This is a genomic window from Methylocella silvestris BL2 (assembly GCF_000021745.1).
Classification (GTDB): domain Bacteria; phylum Pseudomonadota; class Alphaproteobacteria; order Rhizobiales; family Beijerinckiaceae; genus Methylocapsa; species Methylocapsa silvestris.
In genome coordinates this window covers 3,756,655-3,773,555 of record NC_011666.1, presented here as the reverse complement: position 1 = coordinate 3,773,555, position 16,901 = coordinate 3,756,655, and the positions used below count along the sequence as shown (strand labels likewise).

Sequence of the window (16,901 nt, the reverse complement as noted above, 5' to 3'; positions counted from 1 at the left end):
CAGATCCGTAGCCGTTCAAAGGGTCCGGCGATCGGCCGGCTTCACATTCTGAACAGTCCGAAGCGCGGCCGATCGGGGATCGGCGCGCCAAGCGTCACGGAAAGGGCGAGGCCGAGGACGTCGCGAGTCTGAACGGGATCTATGATTCCGTCGTCCCACAGGCGCGCGGTGGCGTAGTATGGATTGCCTTCGTCGTCGAATTTCTTGCGGATGGGCGCCTTGAAGGCCTCGATTTGCTCCGGCGTCCAATGCTCGGCGTCGCGGTTGACGGTGGCGAGCACCGAGGCCGCCTGCTCTCCGCCCATGACCGAGATGCGCGAATTGGGCCAACTGAACAGGAAGCGCGGACTATAGCCGCGCCCGCACATCCCGTAATTGCCTGCGCCGAAGCTGCCGCCGATCAGAACCGTGATCTTCGGCACAGAGGCGGTGGCGACCGCCGTCACCAGCTTCGCGCCATTCTTCGCGATCCCTTCGGCTTCATATTTGCCGCCGACCATGAAGCCGGAGATATTTTGCAGGAATAGCAGCGGCGTGCGCCGCTGGCAGGCCAGCTCGATGAAATGCGCCCCCTTCAGCGCCGACTCCGAGAATAAAACGCCATTGTTGGCGAGAATCGCGACGGGCGCGCCCCAGACGCGAGCGAAGCCGCAGACAAGGGTTGTTCCGTAAAGCGGCTTGAACTCATGAAATTCGGAGCCGTCTACGATGCGGCCGATAACCTCGCGCACCTCATAGGGCGCGCGAACATCGATCGGCACGACGCCATAAAGATCCTGCGGATCGAGCTTTGGCGGACGCGGCGTCATCATTTCGACGTCGACCGCCTTGGGGCGATTGAAGGTCGCGACAATGTCGCGGACAATCAAAAGCGCATGCTCGTCATTCTCCGCCACATGGTCGACGAGGCCGGATTTGCGGCTATGCGTATCCGCGCCGCCGAGGTCTTCGGCTGAAATAACCTCGCCGGTGGCGGCCTTCACCAGCGGCGGTCCTGCGAGGAAAATTGTCGCCTGTTTGCGGACGATCACCGTCTCATCCGACATGGCGGGAACATAGGCGCCCCCCGCAGTGCAACTGCCCATGACGCAGGCGATCTGCGGAATGCCCTCCGCCGACATCTGCGCCTGATTGTAGAAGATTCTGCCGAAATGATCGCGATCCGGAAATACCTCCGCCTGATGTGGAAGATTCGCGCCGCCGGAGTCCACAAGGTAGACGCAGGGGAGACGGTTCGCCTGAGCGATCTCCTGCGCGCGGAGATGCTTCTTGACCGTCATCGGAAAATAGGCGCCGCCTTTCACGGTGGAATCATTCGCAGCAATCATAATCTCGCGGCCCGATACGCGGCCGACGCCGGCGATGATGCCAGCTCCTGCCGCATCGCTGCTATACATGCCGTGGGCGGCGAGCGCGCCGACTTCCAGGAACGGCGAGCCGGGATCGAGCAAGCGATGGATACGGTCGCGAGGCAGGAGCTTGCCGCGCGCCACATGCCGCTCGCGCGCGCTGTCCGACCCGCCTTTCGCGGCGATCGCCACTGTATCCCGTAAGGTCTCGACCAGCCCTCGATTATGCGCGGCGTTGGCCGCGAAAACCGGATCCGCGCGATCGATGCTGCTGGTTAAAACGCTCAAGTAGTTCTCCTCTGATTCAAGCGCAGCTCCGATTTCGCCACGGCTCAGGCCGCGTTGACGACGAGCGTCTTTGCGTTGGTGTATTCAGCAAGCCCCTCAAGCGCGTTTTCGATGCCAAGACCGGATTGCTTATGTCCGCCGAAGGCGACATGCGGCGAGAAGGTATGGACCTCGTTCACCCAGACGGTTCCGGCGTCGATACGCTCGGCGACCCGCCGCGCCGCTTTGATATCTTTACCCCAGACAGAAGCCGCGAGCCCGTATTCGGTGTCATTGGCGCGCGCGATCACGCCGTCAATGTCATCGAATTTTAGCAGGGGCAGGATCGGCCCGAACGCCTCTTCAGCGACAACGCGGCTGTTCTCCGGCGGGTTGTCGATAATCGTGACAGGGACAAAGAAGCCTTTCGCGTCCGTGACGTCTCCGCCAAGTAGAAAGCGCAGACCGTTGGTCTTGGCGTCAGCGAGCAGGTTCTTCAGCTTCTCGAACTGCATCCTGTTTTGTATTGGACCAAGGTCTGTGCCTTGCAGGGAGCCGTCGCCGACCTTCACCGTTTTCGCGTAGGCGACCAGTTCGGCGGCGAGATCGTCGTAAATATCGGCGTGGATATAAAGGCGCTTCGCCGCGACGCAAAACTGCGCGCTATTCTGAAACGCCGCCCAGAACAGCTTTTCGGCTGTTTCCTTCACGTCAACGTCCGGAAGCACGATCGCAGGGTCGTTGCCGCCAAGCTCAAGCGTAATGCGTTTGATGTTGCCCGACGCCGCCGCCATGATTTTTCTGCCGGTTTCGGTCGAGCCGGTAAAACTAATCTTGCGAATGTCCGAGTGGGTCGTCATCCAAACGCCGAGTTCGTTGCCGCCGGAGACGATATTCAGAACGCCGGGGGGAAGCAGCTCGCGAACCAGCTCGCCGAGCTTGAGCGTGCAAAGCGGCGTGTAGGGAGAAGGCTTCAGGACCATCGTGTTGCCGGCGACAAGAGCCGGCGCGATCTTCCAGATGGCGAGCAGGACAGGAAAATTCCAGGGCGTAATTCCGGCGATGACGCCGAGCGGCTCGCGACGTGTCTCCACTCTGCGCGTTTGGCTCTCTTCGCTGATGTGGACGGGCAGCTCCTGTTTGGCGATTTCCCGGCACCAGATCGCCGACCCGAAAATTTCCCACTCGGCGCCCTTGCGCGGCTTGCCCTGCTCGCGGGTCAGCAGCCGCATGAAATCCTCGGCATGCGCCTCGATAAGGTCGCCGATCCGCGCCACCAGCGCCTGGCGCTCTGCGATCGGCCGCGCGCTCCAGGCTGGAAAGGCGCGCTTGGCCGCGGCGACGGCGGCCTCAAGCTGCTCCCGGCTCGCATCGGGAGCCGCCGCGATGACCTCTTCAGTCGCCGGATTGAAAGCCTCGAACGTCGCCGCCGAGGCCGCGGCGGCGCCGTCGATCGACATGGTGTAATTTGAAAAAAAGTCGATGCTCATGGAAACGATCTTTCACGCTTGTGTGGGGATGCAATCGCGAGCCGACTCGCGCAGCTTTCGACGCATGATCTTGCCGGTGCTGGTCTTCGGCAGATCGTCCACGAAGATCACGCGCCGGGGCACCTTGTAGGCGGCGAGATGCTTGCGGCAGTGGATCAACAGTTCCGTCTCGTCAAGCGTCGCATCGGCGCGGCGGACGACGAACGCCTCGGCCAATTCGCCTTTCTCGGCGTCCGCGATCGCCGCCACCGCGACCATCACGACCGAAGGATGCATGGCGATCACCTGCTCGAGCTCGGCTGGATAGACATTGTAGCCCGCGGTGATGATGAGATCTTTCTTGCGATCGACGATGAAGATGTAGCCGTCTGAGTCTGCCCGCGCGACGTCGCCAGTGGCGAGCCAGCCATCCTTGTCGATCGCGTCGGCCGTGGCCTCCGCATCGTTCCAGTATCCGCGCGTCACCATGGGGCCGCGCACCAGCAGCTCGCCCGCTTCGCCTATGGGCTGATCGCGTGTGCGCTCTTCAAGATCAACGATGCGCGCATGGACGCCGGGCGCGGGGAGGCCGATCGAACCGTAACGCGACGGCCAGTAGGGCGAATGGGTGACCGCCGGACCGGCGACTTCGGTCATTCCCCACAGTTCAAGCACGGGGCAGCCAAATCGGTTCGCGACGGCCTCGATCTGCGAAAGGGGCATCGTCTGACCGCCAACCGTACAGCGTACAAGGCTGGTCAAGTCGGCGGACGCAATATCCGGATGCGCGAGCATCTGATAATACATCGTCGGCACGCCTTCAAAGAGCGTCACGCGTTCCTGTTCTATAAGCTTCAGCGCCGCTCCCGCCTCGAAACGCGGAGTCGAAACGAGCCGCATCCCGGTCAAAAATACGGCGTTCATGACGACATTGCCGTAAACATGCGGGAAAGGCAGCGATGACAGCACTATATCGCCGGCGTGACGCACATGCATCGTCGCGGTCGCGGCCATGCTTGCGTAGACGCATCCATGCGTCAGCATGGCTCCCTTTGGTCTGCCTGTGGTGCCTGAGGTGTAGCCGATGGTAAAAAGATCGTCTGCCCCGCGCTCGACCGGATCTATGTAGGCGCCTGCGAGCAACCTCTGAAATTCGACAGCGCCTTCAGATGACCCAAGCGTGATGACGGCAACGTCCTCGCTCACTGCGACCGCGCTTCTGCGCTCTGCTGGCAGGATCAGCGCGAGCGCCTCGGAATCGCGCGCAGCGAATGTCACTTCGGCGGCGCTGAGCAAAAAATTCGCGGGAACGACGACGGCGCCTATCCGCGCGATCGCATGATAGGAAACGATCCACTCCCAGCCATTGGGAAGATGCAGCACGACCCGATCGCCGGCGCGCACGCCAAGGCTGCGAAGGCCGCCGGCGAAACGTCCGGTGAGCTCGTCAAGCTCACGAAAGGTGAAGCTGCGCGCTCCCGGCAGCGTCAATGCGGCGCCGTCGCCGTAGCGCTGCGCCGCAAGCTGCACAAGATTTGAGATGACGCCCCGACGCATCGCGGCCTCTCAGCTCCCGGCCGGGGCGCCGTCCGGGATCAATATGGCTTTCAGCACGTCGCCCGACTCCGAAGCGCGAGCGGCCTCTTCAATCTCGGTCAGCGGATATTTGCGGATCAGCCGATCGAACGGAAAACGCCCCTGCCGCCAAAGCTCGATCAATTGCGGGATGAAAATATCGGGCACGCTGTCGCCTTCGATAATTCCGCGTATGGCGCGGCCGAAAAGAATGCCGTTCATGTCGAGCGTCAGTTCCGTGCCGAGCGGCGCGACGCCGATGAGTCCGCAAAGGCCCGTCAGCCTCAGGCAGTCGACCGCCTGGCGCGCGACTTTCGGCAGCCCTGTGCATTCCAGCGAAAACTGCGCGCCCTCATTGCCCGTCAGCGCCCTGACGGCAAGTATTGGGTCTTCCCGACCGGCGTTGACGACATGCGTCGCGCCAAGCTCCTTCGCCAAATTCAGCCGGCGAGCGTTCAAATCGACAACGATGATTTGGGCGCATCCGACCACTTGCGCCGCCATTGCCGCGGCGAGGCCAACCGAGCCGGCGCCAAAGATCGCGATGCTGGTCCCAGCTCCGGGTTTCAGCGCGTTGATGACCGCGCCAGCGCCGGTCTGGACGCCGCAGCCCAGCGGTCCCATGATCTCAAGGGGGACATCGTTGGGAATTTTGACGACGTTGCGTTCGGTCGCCAGCGCATATTCGCCGAACGACGATTGCGAGAAGAAATATCCGCTGACGCGATCGCCATGCGCGTCGCAGCAGGGGCTCGATCCGTCTGCCCGGGCCCCGCTGAAGTTATGCGCATAAAGGTCGGGGCAATAGCCGTAGCGTCCGCTCTGGCAATTGGCGCATTTGCCGCAACTTGCGAAGGTCAGCACCACATGGTCGCCAACAGCGACTTTGGTCACCTGAGAGCCGATCTTTTCGACGACTCCGGCGCCCTCATGGCCCAGAACGGCCGGCAGCGGCGTCGGGAAATATTGATCGCGGACCACAAGATCCGTGTGGCACATGCCGACGCCAGCGATCCGGACCAAGACCTCCTCGCCTCGCGGATCGTCGAGATCGATCGTCTCAACCAGAAAAGGTCCGCCCTTCTCGCGTACGACCGCAGCTTTCATTCGTAGCATGTTCACGCGCTCCGCTTGTTCATTTTTGTGTCGGCGTGCGGGATTTGCGCGCAGATTTCCTGCGAACAAATGTCCTCCCCATTGCGGATCGCAGAATGAAGCGCGGCCGACGGCCTGACTATTGCCGTTAGAGATAAAAAGGAGCCACGGGCTTATCCTGGTCGGACAGAATCGGAGCCCCGCTTCGTGATCGGCGTTTCGATCGACGCCAGAGTAGCCAGCGCCGACGCTGCCGCGATAGGGCGCCTTCGCGGACGATGCTCTCGAGCCGCGTCCAACAAAAAACGCCGCGCCCCCATTTCTGGAAGCGCGGCGAATGAAGCGGACTGCTGGGGAGTGGCAGCGCCGCGACGAAACAGAAGCAGATTTTCTCAGAAGGCCTTCAGCAGCCTGAGATTGACGCGATTGGCTTCTCTCAGGCCGTTGTCGACCGAGATATCCCGCCCATAGACCGCCATGATATTCCAGCTCGGCGCGAAGTTCCACGCGAAGCCGACTTTGAAGTTGACAGTGCTGAGGCTATCGCTGTTGACGGTCGAATTAACCTTTGTCTGACCGCCGGCATAGTAGGTGGCGCCCATCCGCAAATCGAAATCGGGGGTCACCGCATATTTAAGCCAGCTCTGAAGCGAAACAAGCGGGAGCTGCTGCAGCGTCTGGGCCCTCCCCCCGAACGACGTGTTGTTGCCATAGAACGTAACGTCCCCGACGAGCTGAAGCACGAGTTCCTTGACGAAAACCGGCATAACCCACCCGGCCTGCAACGCGCCTTTCCAACGATTCTCGCCGAGGTTCAACGCATTATTGGAGTTGTAGGTTCCGATGGGAACGTAGAGAACCGGCGTAATGCCGAAAAACAAATTCGACTCTGGCTTGTTATATAGCCAGATCGTTGAAGCGAGGATCAGGTCGCCGACGCCAGTCGTCTGGCCAAGACTGCCAAGATCGCCGATACCCTGCAAATGTCCGAAAGGGAGCAAAAACTGCGGATCGGCGATAAAGGGCCCTATTTCGACGAAATGCGCATAACGGAGGATCCCCACCTCAGAATCGAGCGTTCCGTTTCCGACACGCTGGCTGGCAGAATACGCTGCGTCGCGATTTACGAATTGCCCGTAGAGCAGTGCGAGATTGGTCCCTGCCGGAAGAGCGCCTGCGCTGTAGTCGTCGGCATCGACGTCGAGGGCTCGAGCGCACGGCGCGTATAGGCCGAAAAAGGCAAGCAAAGCCACAAAAGCGCCCAACCGGAATTTGCTTACGGGACACGCTCTTTCATGGGTGATGGCAGATTTCTGAAGTGTCGTCCTCATCGCGTTCTCCCTCAAAATCAGTGTATTATTGTTGACTAGGAATGAGCTTCGAGATGGACAGGGCAGGATCTTCCAACCACGACGAAGTCAGTTATTTTTATTATTGCTGACACGGTCGTACCGGCGGGCCTATAGCAGCTGAGGATAAAAAGAGATGCCGCCTTTCATCCGTTGGCTCACGCCAAAGACGGACGCTCGCTCGGGGCCAATCGTTTGGTCCGGCAATGCGAGAAAGGACAGACGCGCTATTCGCGCTCGCTAAGCGACCGCTCGCAGGCAAGCAGTCATCTTGCTTCGTTCTGGAATGAAGTTACTTTTGGTCGGCGCATGTTGCCTATAGAGGCGCACGCGTTTTTTGCGATCGGCCACCTCGCCCCTCTCTGCTCGTGAAATCTACGGAACTCTACCAATCGCCGCCTGGGCTGCGGCGATCCGGGCGTCGGCTTCGTCAAGCTGCGGCTCGTCGAATTCGGGCATTTTCATGCCTCGTCTGAGGAGAGACGACGGGGACGGCGCGCGAGATCATGCCGCTCGCCGCAACGGCGAGCAGCATCATCAGGATTGGAGCCACATTCTCCATCTTGTAAATCGCTCCATCAATGATTGTGCAAAAAGGATCGGCTAAATTGCCGGACGCCGACGGGCGTTGAGGCGGCCGCCGCCGGGATTTCAGGGAGAGCGCCGCCGCCAGCATCCCAGAGCCTTGTCAGAAACAAACGATCGACAGCTGTCTAGTCTGACGCTTCGTCAAACCGTGATCCTGTGCCGATCGACAGCCCTTGGAGGGAACGCCGGCTAGAACAGGTTGAAATGATAGTTCAGGCCGAGACGGATCGTGTGAAATTTCGCGTGCTGATCAGGCAAATCGTCATTTTTGAGATTTTTGTAGAGATCCGTGCAGAGATATTCGATCTTGGCGGACCAATTGGGCTGAAAAGCCCATTCCAAACCCACTTCCCGCGGTCCAGCCAATTCGAAGCTTGTTGATTCCGGCGTCATTCACCTGGCCGAAAGCCAGACCGCCGGTTCCGTAGACGAGCAAATGTGGATCAAAGACCGTGAATCCTGCGCGGCCGCGAGCGGTTCCAAAGAAGGGAACGGTTACATGCGGTCTGTTCCAATCATTGTTGCTCGTGGAAATACTCGAGCCGAGGAACTCATTTTCTATGCCGACAACAAATAGCGGCGTCAGCTGATAATTATAGCCGACCTGACCACCGCCGACCACTCCGCCTGCCCGGCTGGCGTTTATTCCAGAAAAACTGTTGAAGGCATTTTCGGCGCTTAAGCCGCCGCCGATATTCACGCCGGCATAGAAGCCGGTCCAGGAGAATTCCGGCGGCGGCGTATAGAGGGGCGCTTCCTTAGGATATGGAAGATCCGCCGCATGCGCGGCGCGGGCGACGAGGGCGGCAACGAGGACCAGCGCCGACATCGTGACGTTATTGACGATCGAATTTCTAAGGGTCATGACCCTGCTCCTCCACATTGCAGCTCGATGAGTTTGAAAATGCTCCACGCATTAATCAAACGATCACGTACTATTTATACTCTTTTGAATCAGGCCGCAAGTCGATATGCGTAGATCGTAGGATCAGGCGGTCTGCGGGCGCTGGCGAAGCGGCGTTGAGGCGCATGGGGACGGTTCGGAGAGAAAATCGAAATGAAAGTCGCCAAGGCCAAGCCGGACAAGATCGCGGGACGACGCAGCGGGCGGCCGACGAAAGAGCAGGCGCAGCAGCTCACAGAGCACATCATCGATGTAGCGACGCGGCTCTTCCTTGAGACTGGCTTCGAAGCGACGAGCGTCGATCTTATCGCGGAGACCGCCCGGATATCGAAGCAGACCTTCTACGCCCGCTTCGTCTCGAAGGAAGTGTTGTTTGCCGCCGTGATTCTGAAAAGGATAAGCGATCTTTTTGTGCCGCTCTCCCAGCTCGGGCGCCTGGGCCCCATCGAAACAACCTTGGTGCAGATCGGCGTCGAGCTCTCCAAACGCGCGCTGACGCCAGCGGCCATTGAGCTCGAGCGGCTCATCGCGTCGGAAGCACATCAATTTCGGCAATTGTCCCTCGCCTACCATGAAAGCAGCGTCCACACGCGAGATCTGGTTGCGGATCTTTTTTCGAACGCCATGCGTGAGGGGCAGATACGATCGACCGACGCGCGCTTCCTTGCCGAGCAGTTCCTGTACGCGGTGGTAGATGGTCCCGCCCGCGCGCTGATGCTCAGCGGCAAGGGCGTCAGATCGGAGAGGGAGCGGCGTGAGCGGATCGTCGCCGCCGTCAGACTGTTTCTGGACGGGTGCCGCTAGCGACAGGCGCCGCTTGCCCACGAGCTTTTCCTCATAGGCTTCTGGATCAGCCTCCTCTTCGGCAGAATGAACTGTTTCCGAATGCGGCGGCGTCCAGCGCGCCGGACAGGTCTTTCATTAGCCGTCTCCTATGTGGCCGCCTTTTTCTGTTCGGCCTGCGGCTGGCGACGCACATTTGCGCTTCCGCACAGTCCCAACGCCTTTCGGGGCTGCGCCACGGCGCCGGCGCGCGTCGATTCACCGCGGCTGCGATACCGGCTTGCAAATCCACAAGATTGCGTATAATCGTACTGTATCGTTTGATTAATGAGCTGAAGGCGTCGGTTGCCGTCGCCTACCGCGTGTTGCGGGCTCGTCCGCTTTCGCGCCGTGAAGGACAAGATATGAGACAGAAGAGTTTGGTCCGGCGAGCGCCTGTGTGCGTCATTCTCGCAGGGATCGCATTCGGCGTTGGATCCGGCAACGCAGCAAGCCCCGCCGACCCGAGCGGCGCCTGGCTCACGGAAGACGGCCGGGCTCGCATCCGGATCGAGCCCTGCGGGGCAAAGCAGGGCGAGATCTGTGGCTACGTCGTCTGGATGAAAATTTCGCTCGATGCGAAAGGGCGGCCGCTCCAGGACGAGAAGAACCCGGATCCTGCGAAACGCTATCGGCCTGTTCTGGGGCGCCAGCTGATCGCAGGCCGGAAAACGAGCTCCGAGGGTCATTTCGAGGGTCAGATCTACAATGCCGACGATGGCAAAACCTACGAGATCTCGCTGTGGCGGGAGGCCGACATATTGAAGGTCAGAGGCTGCTTGTTGTCAGTTCTATGCGCCACGCAGAGCTGGACTGAGACGCGCGATGTCCTTCCAGGGCAATTGGCAGGAGCAACCGGCGACCCGACCGGTCCAAGGCCGAACACGGAGCCGGCCAGGTGACTGCCAAGTGTGCCCGGGTGACCGCCAATTGACCGCGGCGAATCGGCTCCGGCGCGAAAGCTTCGCCGGATATTTGGCTGGTCACTCTTGAGCATCGTCCCGCATGCACGACAGGAGCTAGAGATGTACACATCTTGGCGGGGCGATCATATGGCGGCCCTGGCGCTTTGGACCGGCTTTCGCCTGGCGATTTTAGCGCTGACAGTTGCATTATTCGGATGCGCAAGCGTGGAGCCAGCGCTTTATTCGGACGTCGCTTCCTCGCCTCAGCTAACGGCAAATCGATCGGATGCGTCCGGACGCGTCCCCTACCGATACTCCGCTGGAGCGGACTGGCGCGCCTACAACAAAATTATCATCGAGCCGGTGGTGCTCTATCGGGGTCGCGATCACCAATTCGGCGATATGTCGGAAAAGGATAAAGAGTCGCTCGCCAATTACATGCAAACCCGATTCACTGAAAAGTTGGGCAGCCGCTTCGCGCTCGCGGGAGCGCGCGCGCCGAACACCTTGCGTATCAGGCTGACCTTGACGGGCGCCGCGACCAGCACGCCGGTTCTCGCGACGCTATCACGATTCGACGTTGCTGGCGCAGTCTACAACGGAGTGCAAACAGCGCGCGGCGGAGAGGGGCTGATGACAGGATCGGTCATGTATGCCGTCGAAATATTCGATGCGTCAACCTCCCGCCTGCTGAGCGCATATGTCAGCAAGCAATATCCGAGCCCATACGACGTCATGGCCAGCATGGGATCGCTGGCCGCAGCAGAGGCCGGAATAGACAAGGGAGCAGATGATCTCATCGCGCAATTGAGATGATCATAGGCATTCCAAAGCTGTGTTTGAAGACGCCGAACGTCCGAACATATTGCGGATCGGTACTGAACCGCGGGCCCGCTTGTATCGATTTTGAGCGAGCGCTCTGCTTGCACGTCACTTCGGTGTCGGCGACATCGGGATGCGGGACGAAGGCGGTAAGTTTCAGCCGTCCTTAAGATCGGCCTCGACCTTCTGACGGTCGTCCAACACTGCTACGTGCTTCAGGGCGACCTGAAGGTGCAACAGCTTGGATCTTCGGCGCGGATCTATCACGCCGGCGAGTTCATCGCCGAAAGCGTCGATCGCTGGCACGTTGCGGAAACGGTCGGCGAGGTCCCGGTCAAGCTGCTCGTCATCGACCAGTTGCCGCCCGGCCGAAAGGCGACGGTCTTGACTAGCACGCCGGGCGGAGTCGATCGCGGGCCTGACAATTTCGCGTTCGACCGCCGCTCGTCGGGGCTTTGGGCGCTCGCCAGGATCGGAGGATGGCGGTTCTTTCCGGCTCCCGGGCGGCGGCCCCCATCCACGCTGGGCCTCCGCTTCACACCGACCTCGGCATCCTCGATCAATGCGGTCGAGGGGTTCTTCGCCAGCTTGCTAACCGGCGCCGGAGGCGCGGTGGTCTTCCATTCCCTGGTCGACGCACTCCAGTGTGCCGTCAACCGCTTCGTCGTTGCGGTCAGTGCCGAGCCAAGGCTCTCCCATTGGGCCAAGGATCCGGACACAATCATCGCCACCGTCAGAAGCGGGCGCCAAGTGTTGGATTACTCAGGATAAGTCTCATGGTCGCCGGGGGTCGCCTTGTGGAAAAGGATGAATGCCAGGGGGTCCCCGGGTTCGGACATCGCGTCGCTACGCAGGCCTGTGATCTCTCCGGCCACGCTGCTTGTATATTCCGCGACCAGTTCGCCGAAACTGTTGCGCTGGATGGCCACCTTCTGTCCGGCCTCGACCTTGGCGTTGAGCTTGACCAGATGCTCGACGATCCCGCCCTTAGTGGCAAGGATCGGGAGCGCACTATTGCCAATAAAAACGCCCACGTCCTTGCCTGTGCGTCCCATTGGCCCGACGAGGATGCCGTGATGCTTGAGGACGTTCATGGTTCCTTCGACGAACAGTGAGATCATCTCCAGGTTCAGGACGCGCGCAGCGCCGATCTCCGGCGTGAAAGATGGGATGCCGACGTCGACAAATGCGTTGTGCAGAACGCCGGGATACACGTGATTGTCGAAAATCTGGCCCACGGGGTAGAGTTCCGCCATCGCTCTAATCTCGGGCACATCCATGCCGGCGATGTTGAATGCGGTGACATCGAATCCGGTCGTCCCGGTGTGGAAGTCGATCGCTGCGTCGGCGTTCGGCCGCAGCAGCCGGTTGAACAAGAGGCCCGCGTGCCGGCTGGGCGCGGTGGCGCCGTTCTCATTCCCTGGCCATTCCCGGTTCATGTCGATCAGATCGGCGCCCCTGCCGGAATTGGGCCATCGGCGCTGCATGCCTTCCATGGCCGGGCGCGACACGTCCGTGACCGCCATCACCGTGCCCGACATCTGCGCCGGATCGAGCTGGTTCATCACGGTCTGGACCGTGTGTACGGAACTCAGCTCGTCGCCATGCACGCCGCTGACGAGGACGACGCGCTTGCCCGGCTTTGCTCCCTTGGCGACCGTCACGGACACATACCAGTACTGTCCGGTCGGCATTTGAACGCCCTGAAAATACAAAAGATGCTTGCGCCCAGGCTCCAGATCGTTGACGTCGAGCGCGCTGACGACCTTTTTCCCCTGGATTGTGTCGCCGGTATAGACCGTTGCGGATGGACCGCCGGGCGCCAGACTGGCGGAGGAAATCTCGGCCTCCTGGGCGTTCGCAGAACCAGCATTGGCCGCGACAGCTGCCGATGCGCTGATCGTTGCAATCGATGCGACCATAAAGTCGCGGCGATCGATGCGTTCTTCTCGCGTACTTGGCATAGTGGGATCCCGACCGTTCGAAAAGCGACGTTTCGGACGCCAGTATAGACGTCGATCGCAGGTTTGACCCTTCCGACTTAAGCTTGGGATGAGGTCCCGATATGCCGCTAAGCCCACGCCCACGCTCGCCTCCTGCCACCTTCCGTGAGCCGGAAAGAGTTCTCTCTTCACGCTTTATTGGCTTCGGGACGCAGTGCGGCATCCCGGCGTCGTCGCCGCCAACCTCGTCAAGCAATCCGATAAGGAATCGGCCGCCATCATCGGCTTCAGCTCGGCGATCGCGGCGTATGGCGCCTTCTTCATCCCCAAAAGCTTCGGCGCTTCGATCGCCATGACCGGCGGAACGGCTGCAGCGCTTTAATGCGTTCCTGGCCTTCTACGTGAGCTGCATCGCCGTCACCTGGTGGTTCTACACGAGGCGCGGCGGTTTGCTGTTCGACGTGGACCGTGACGTAGCGAAAAAGTGACCATCCGTCACCTCCTCGGGGCACTGCTGGAACCCACCATGTTCGGCCCTCGATCTCCTAGCGAAGCTGGTGAGGTTGGATTTCAGATTCGCGGGCGCTTCTGAGAGATCAACCTCTACTGGCATTGTACTGGAGCGGCTCATTTCGCGAGTTCTCCGTCCCGGCCCATGCCGCGGTGAGCTCGTCGAGCGAGAAGCTATAGGCTCGAGCGGCTCCCGCGCTATCACGCGTCGCGATGACGATCAGCCTCTGGCCCTTCTTCATCGCGTCGGCGGAGGCGGCTGGAAGGGCGCACATGCGCGTTCGCTAGTTCAATCTTCGAAGGCCAGTCGCTCGATCTGGGTGACCGCGACGCGCTCCAGTCCGACGAGTTCATCGTAACGAACCCGCTTCGGACCGATCAGGATCATCAGTCCCTCGATCTGCGCCGTGATCAACGCGGCCCTCAAATCGCGGCTCTCGCGCGAGAGATCGGGTTTGGCCCGCTCGATCATTCCGCTGATCCACGCCCGCATTTTTTGATAGAAGGCGCCGAGCATTTTGGAGACCGCCGGCGAATGGTTCGCCATCGTCCACATCTCCATAAGAAGGCTGACCGTTCGGTCGCGCTGGTTCTCAGAGATCATGAATTCGATCGAAAATTTAAAGATCTCTCTATCGTCTTTCAGCTTTGCGGGCACTCGCCTTCTGAAGCGGTGATCCCATCGATCGAAGATGTAGTGTGCAAGGTCGACCATCAGGTTATCTTTGGATGGATAGTAATAGTTGACGTTACCGACAGCGATGCCGGCGCCTTTAGCGATGTTGCGGTAAGATAGGTTTGCGAAGCCCTGCTTCACCAGGATGTCTTTTGCGGCGATCAGGATCGTCTCGACCCGATCACTGCCTTTCGCCGTTGGCGTTCGAACGCCGGGCTCCGCTTGGACCATCTGAGGCTCCACATCATCCGCATAAGAAGCAGATATTGACCGCGCGACGGACTTCGGTCACGCAAAATCGTACGACCGTACAGAATTATCCAAGGTTGGGCGCGAAAGAGCAAGCGTTCTATATTAGTACGATCATACGAATATCGCTCGGCCAGTGGGCGAGGTCGAGGCCTTGTCGACCAACACCCCGAGGTCGTATGTCCGCGGCGGCGCCATGGCCTTAAAGCATGTCCACGACGCGACCGAATTCGCGACGGCGCCTGACGCCTCGCTGACGATCCGGCGGAGATCATTTCCCAAGATTTGTTCGGAGCATTGTATGCGCCTTGAAAGCTTGTCCTCATCAGTGGCGCCACGAAATTGACCGGCGTCGCATATCATTTTAGCCGCCAACTGTACTAAAATGAACATCATTTAGGCAGTTTAGGACGCCCGTACTATTTACAGCGTTTGGCTCCTTGGTATGGTTACAAGCAATTGTCGCGCCGTCGCCCACGGGCGCCGGCCGCCGCAACGTCTGGAACGACGGAGCTAATCATGAACGCTGAGATCGACACGAGGATTGTGCGGGGCGCGTGCCCGCATGATTGCCCCGACACATGCGCGTTCGAATATCACGTCAAGAACGGGAAGCTTGTCGAGGTTACCGGCGACAAGAACCATCCGATGACGCAGGGGCGCCTATGCGTGAAGCTCAAGGATTTCGCGAGCCACCACTACAACCCCGACCGGATACTGACGCCCATGAAGCGCGTTGGTCCGAAGGGATCGCGTCAGTTCGAGCCCATCATCTGGGATGAGGCGCTTTCGACCATCCGCGACAAGTGGAGCGGCGTCATCGCCGAGTACGGCAGTCAGGCGATCATGCCCCATGCCTATCTCGGACATCAGGGCGTGCTGAACGGCCTGACGGCGGGCGACGCCTTCTTTAATCGCCTTGGCTCGACGATCGCTGAGAAGACCTACTGCGAGAGCGGCTCGTCGACGGCTTGGCTCATGACCGTCGGCCCGTCCGGCGGCCTCGACATCGAGAGCTTCGTCCATGCGAAGTACATCATCGTCTGGGGCATGAACATGACCTCGACGAACATCCACGGCTGGCCGTTCATCGTTCGGGCGCAGGAGGCTGGCGCGAAGGTCGTGGTCATAGATCCGGTCAGGACCCGCACGGCCAAGGCTGCCGACTGGCATGTCCAGATCAAGCCCGGCACCGACGGCGCTCTCGCTCTCGGGCCAAAATAACGAGTGACTATCCGACCGCTGGAGCGAACGGAGCGCCTCCCACTCCTGCTAGTTTCGTCGTCAATCAGATGTATGTTCACTATCGGGTCCCGGTCGCAGTAACCCATAAGCTGCCGATCATCATGGTGCATGGATCCGGCCTAACGGGGATGAGCTGGGAAACCACACCTGACGGCCGGGAAGGATGGGCGACCTATTTTACTCGCCACGGATTCAAGGTTTATGTCGTTGATTTTCCGGGCCGCGGACGCGCCGGATTTAACGTCACTCCCATTAATCAGGCAAAGTTTACGCAGGACGTTTCGGGACAGCCGAGCCTGAGCCGGACCGGCCTAGAGTCAGCCTGGATTGCTTTCCGAATGGGACCGTCAGATTTCGTTCCTTTCCCCGGAGTTCAGGCCCCGGAGGCTACCGCGACGGGGCTCAATGAAGAGATCGCCGAACAATTTAGCGCTCAGGGCGTCCCGAACGGCGAGTCCACCTTGGATCCTGTCAGCAGCGTCACGGTGCCGGCGTCGATCGACGCCTTGCTCGATAAGATTGGGCCATCGATCTTAATGGTGCACTCGCAGGCGGGCACTTTCGCTGATAACGCTGTCGCTGGCCGTCCCGGCCTCGTAAAGATGATGATACATGTCGAGAGCAATTGTGGCGCGCTGAGCGCCGCCGCCATTGCCGCGTATAAGCAAGTACCAAATGTTCTCTACATCCACGGAGACAACGTCGTCGGCAATCCTGCCAGCACTGGTCAACCTCGGCTAACTCTTTGCACCGCAGCTCAGACGGCAATAAACGCTGCTGGCGGCCGCGCGACGCTGAACAGGAATCGCTTTTAATCGCACCGATCCCAGCCCGGAGCCGCTATGTGTATGTGCTATTGGTGATGAAAGAGACCTCCTGCTGAGGCAGGTTGTGTGTGAGAACATAGAGAGCCAGGGCTGAGCTTGTCGGGTATAAAGGGTCGCATTATCAACGATGCGGCCCTTCTTCATGAGTTGCCTTCGGGGTGAGGATCGCGGTCAGATGGCGTTGCGCACTATCAGGCGCTCCGCTGTGGAGACGTTGCAATCGGGTGATCTTTGATCAAAGAACGAACCGGCGATCTCCCAGAGGGGACCGCCGAGAGCCGGGAGCGATCAGCGTCGCTTCATCGG

General features: G+C 60.2%; 15 protein-coding genes and 2 pseudogenes. 7 read left to right on the top strand and 10 right to left on the bottom strand.

Annotated elements, in window-relative coordinates:
• Positions 1-41: 41 nt before the first annotated feature.
• The 7 genes from MSIL_RS17450 to MSIL_RS17425 all read right to left on the bottom strand — a co-directional run bounded on the left by MSIL_RS17450 (position 42) and on the right by MSIL_RS17425 (position 8,557).
• Positions 42-1,637, bottom strand: coding sequence for a carboxyl transferase domain-containing protein (locus MSIL_RS17450; protein ID WP_012592397.1), 1,596 nt, complete (start codon positions 1,635-1,637; stop codon positions 42-44).
• A 44-nt stretch (positions 1,638-1,681) separates the two neighbouring features.
• On the bottom strand, positions 1,682-3,106 hold the full coding sequence (locus MSIL_RS17445; protein ID WP_012592396.1) for an aldehyde dehydrogenase family protein: 1,425 nt from the start codon (positions 3,104-3,106) through the stop codon (positions 1,682-1,684).
• Between the two features lie 12 nt (positions 3,107-3,118).
• On the bottom strand, positions 3,119-4,642 hold the full coding sequence (locus tag MSIL_RS17440) for a class I adenylate-forming enzyme family protein (RefSeq protein WP_012592395.1): 1,524 nt from the start codon (positions 4,640-4,642) through the stop codon (positions 3,119-3,121).
• Positions 4,643-4,651: 9 nt separating this feature from the next.
• Positions 4,652-5,776, bottom strand: a complete 1,125-nt coding sequence (locus MSIL_RS17435; RefSeq protein WP_012592394.1) for an NAD(P)-dependent alcohol dehydrogenase — start codon at positions 5,774-5,776, stop codon at positions 4,652-4,654.
• 371 nt (positions 5,777-6,147) lie between these two features.
• Positions 6,148-7,086 carry a transporter gene (locus tag MSIL_RS17430; protein WP_012592393.1) on the bottom strand — a complete coding sequence of 313 codons (939 nt, stop codon included), beginning with the start codon at positions 7,084-7,086 and terminating at the stop codon, positions 6,148-6,150.
• 448 nt (positions 7,087-7,534) lie between these two features.
• On the bottom strand, positions 7,535-7,780 hold the full coding sequence (locus tag MSIL_RS21495) for a hypothetical protein (RefSeq protein ID WP_148213138.1): 246 nt from the start codon (positions 7,778-7,780) through the stop codon (positions 7,535-7,537).
• A 174-nt stretch (positions 7,781-7,954) separates the two neighbouring features.
• Positions 7,955-8,557 carry an outer membrane protein gene (locus MSIL_RS17425; RefSeq protein ID WP_012592392.1) on the bottom strand — a complete coding sequence of 201 codons (603 nt, stop codon included), beginning with the start codon at positions 8,555-8,557 and terminating at the stop codon, positions 7,955-7,957.
• A 192-nt stretch (positions 8,558-8,749) separates the two neighbouring features.
• On the opposite strand from MSIL_RS17425, the gene MSIL_RS17420 reads away from it, so the two are divergent.
• The 4 genes from MSIL_RS17420 to MSIL_RS20375 all read left to right on the top strand — a co-directional run bounded on the left by MSIL_RS17420 (position 8,750) and on the right by MSIL_RS20375 (position 11,916).
• The gene (locus tag MSIL_RS17420) at positions 8,750-9,400 is read left to right on the top strand and encodes a TetR/AcrR family transcriptional regulator (protein WP_012592391.1); all 651 of its coding nucleotides are present in this window, start codon (positions 8,750-8,752) and stop codon (positions 9,398-9,400) included.
• 383 nt (positions 9,401-9,783) lie between these two features.
• Positions 9,784-10,320 (top strand): DUF2147 domain-containing protein, encoded by a 537-nt coding sequence (locus MSIL_RS17415; RefSeq protein WP_012592390.1) that lies wholly within the window; start codon positions 9,784-9,786, stop codon positions 10,318-10,320.
• Between the two features lie 123 nt (positions 10,321-10,443).
• A complete protein-coding gene (locus MSIL_RS17410; protein ID WP_012592389.1) occupies positions 10,444-11,139 on the top strand; it encodes a DUF3313 domain-containing protein in 696 nt (231 codons plus the stop codon).
• Positions 11,140-11,355: 216 nt separating this feature from the next.
• Positions 11,356-11,916 carry a cupin domain-containing protein gene (locus tag MSIL_RS20375; protein WP_049768208.1) on the top strand — a complete coding sequence of 187 codons (561 nt, stop codon included), beginning with the start codon at positions 11,356-11,358 and terminating at the stop codon, positions 11,914-11,916.
• Here MSIL_RS20375 and MSIL_RS17400 read toward each other — a convergent pair.
• Complete coding sequence (locus MSIL_RS17400; protein WP_012592388.1) at positions 11,904-13,109, bottom strand: M14 family metallopeptidase; 1,206 nt, start codon at positions 13,107-13,109, stop codon at positions 11,904-11,906. The genes MSIL_RS20375 and MSIL_RS17400 overlap by 13 nt on opposite strands.
• 229 nt (positions 13,110-13,338) lie before the next feature.
• Between MSIL_RS17400 and MSIL_RS22395 the strand changes: the two are divergent.
• Positions 13,339-13,576: pseudogene (locus tag MSIL_RS22395) on the top strand (hypothetical protein); the annotation flags it as partial.
• A 108-nt stretch (positions 13,577-13,684) separates the two neighbouring features.
• On the opposite strand, the gene MSIL_RS17395 reads toward MSIL_RS22395, so the two are convergent.
• Positions 13,685-13,873, bottom strand: a complete 189-nt coding sequence (locus tag MSIL_RS17395) for a hypothetical protein (protein ID WP_041368161.1) — start codon at positions 13,871-13,873, stop codon at positions 13,685-13,687.
• 14 nt (positions 13,874-13,887) lie between these two features.
• On the bottom strand, positions 13,888-14,505 hold the full coding sequence (locus MSIL_RS17390) for a TetR/AcrR family transcriptional regulator (RefSeq protein WP_012592387.1): 618 nt from the start codon (positions 14,503-14,505) through the stop codon (positions 13,888-13,890).
• 537 nt (positions 14,506-15,042) lie between these two features.
• Between MSIL_RS17390 and MSIL_RS20370 the strand changes: the two are divergent.
• Positions 15,043-15,735, top strand: a pseudogene (locus MSIL_RS20370) (molybdopterin-dependent oxidoreductase); the annotation flags it as partial.
• A gap of 161 nt (positions 15,736-15,896) precedes the next feature.
• The gene (locus MSIL_RS17375) at positions 15,897-16,583 is read left to right on the top strand and encodes an alpha/beta hydrolase family protein (protein WP_148213137.1); all 687 of its coding nucleotides are present in this window, start codon (positions 15,897-15,899) and stop codon (positions 16,581-16,583) included.
• Positions 16,584-16,901: the final 318 nt, after the last annotated feature.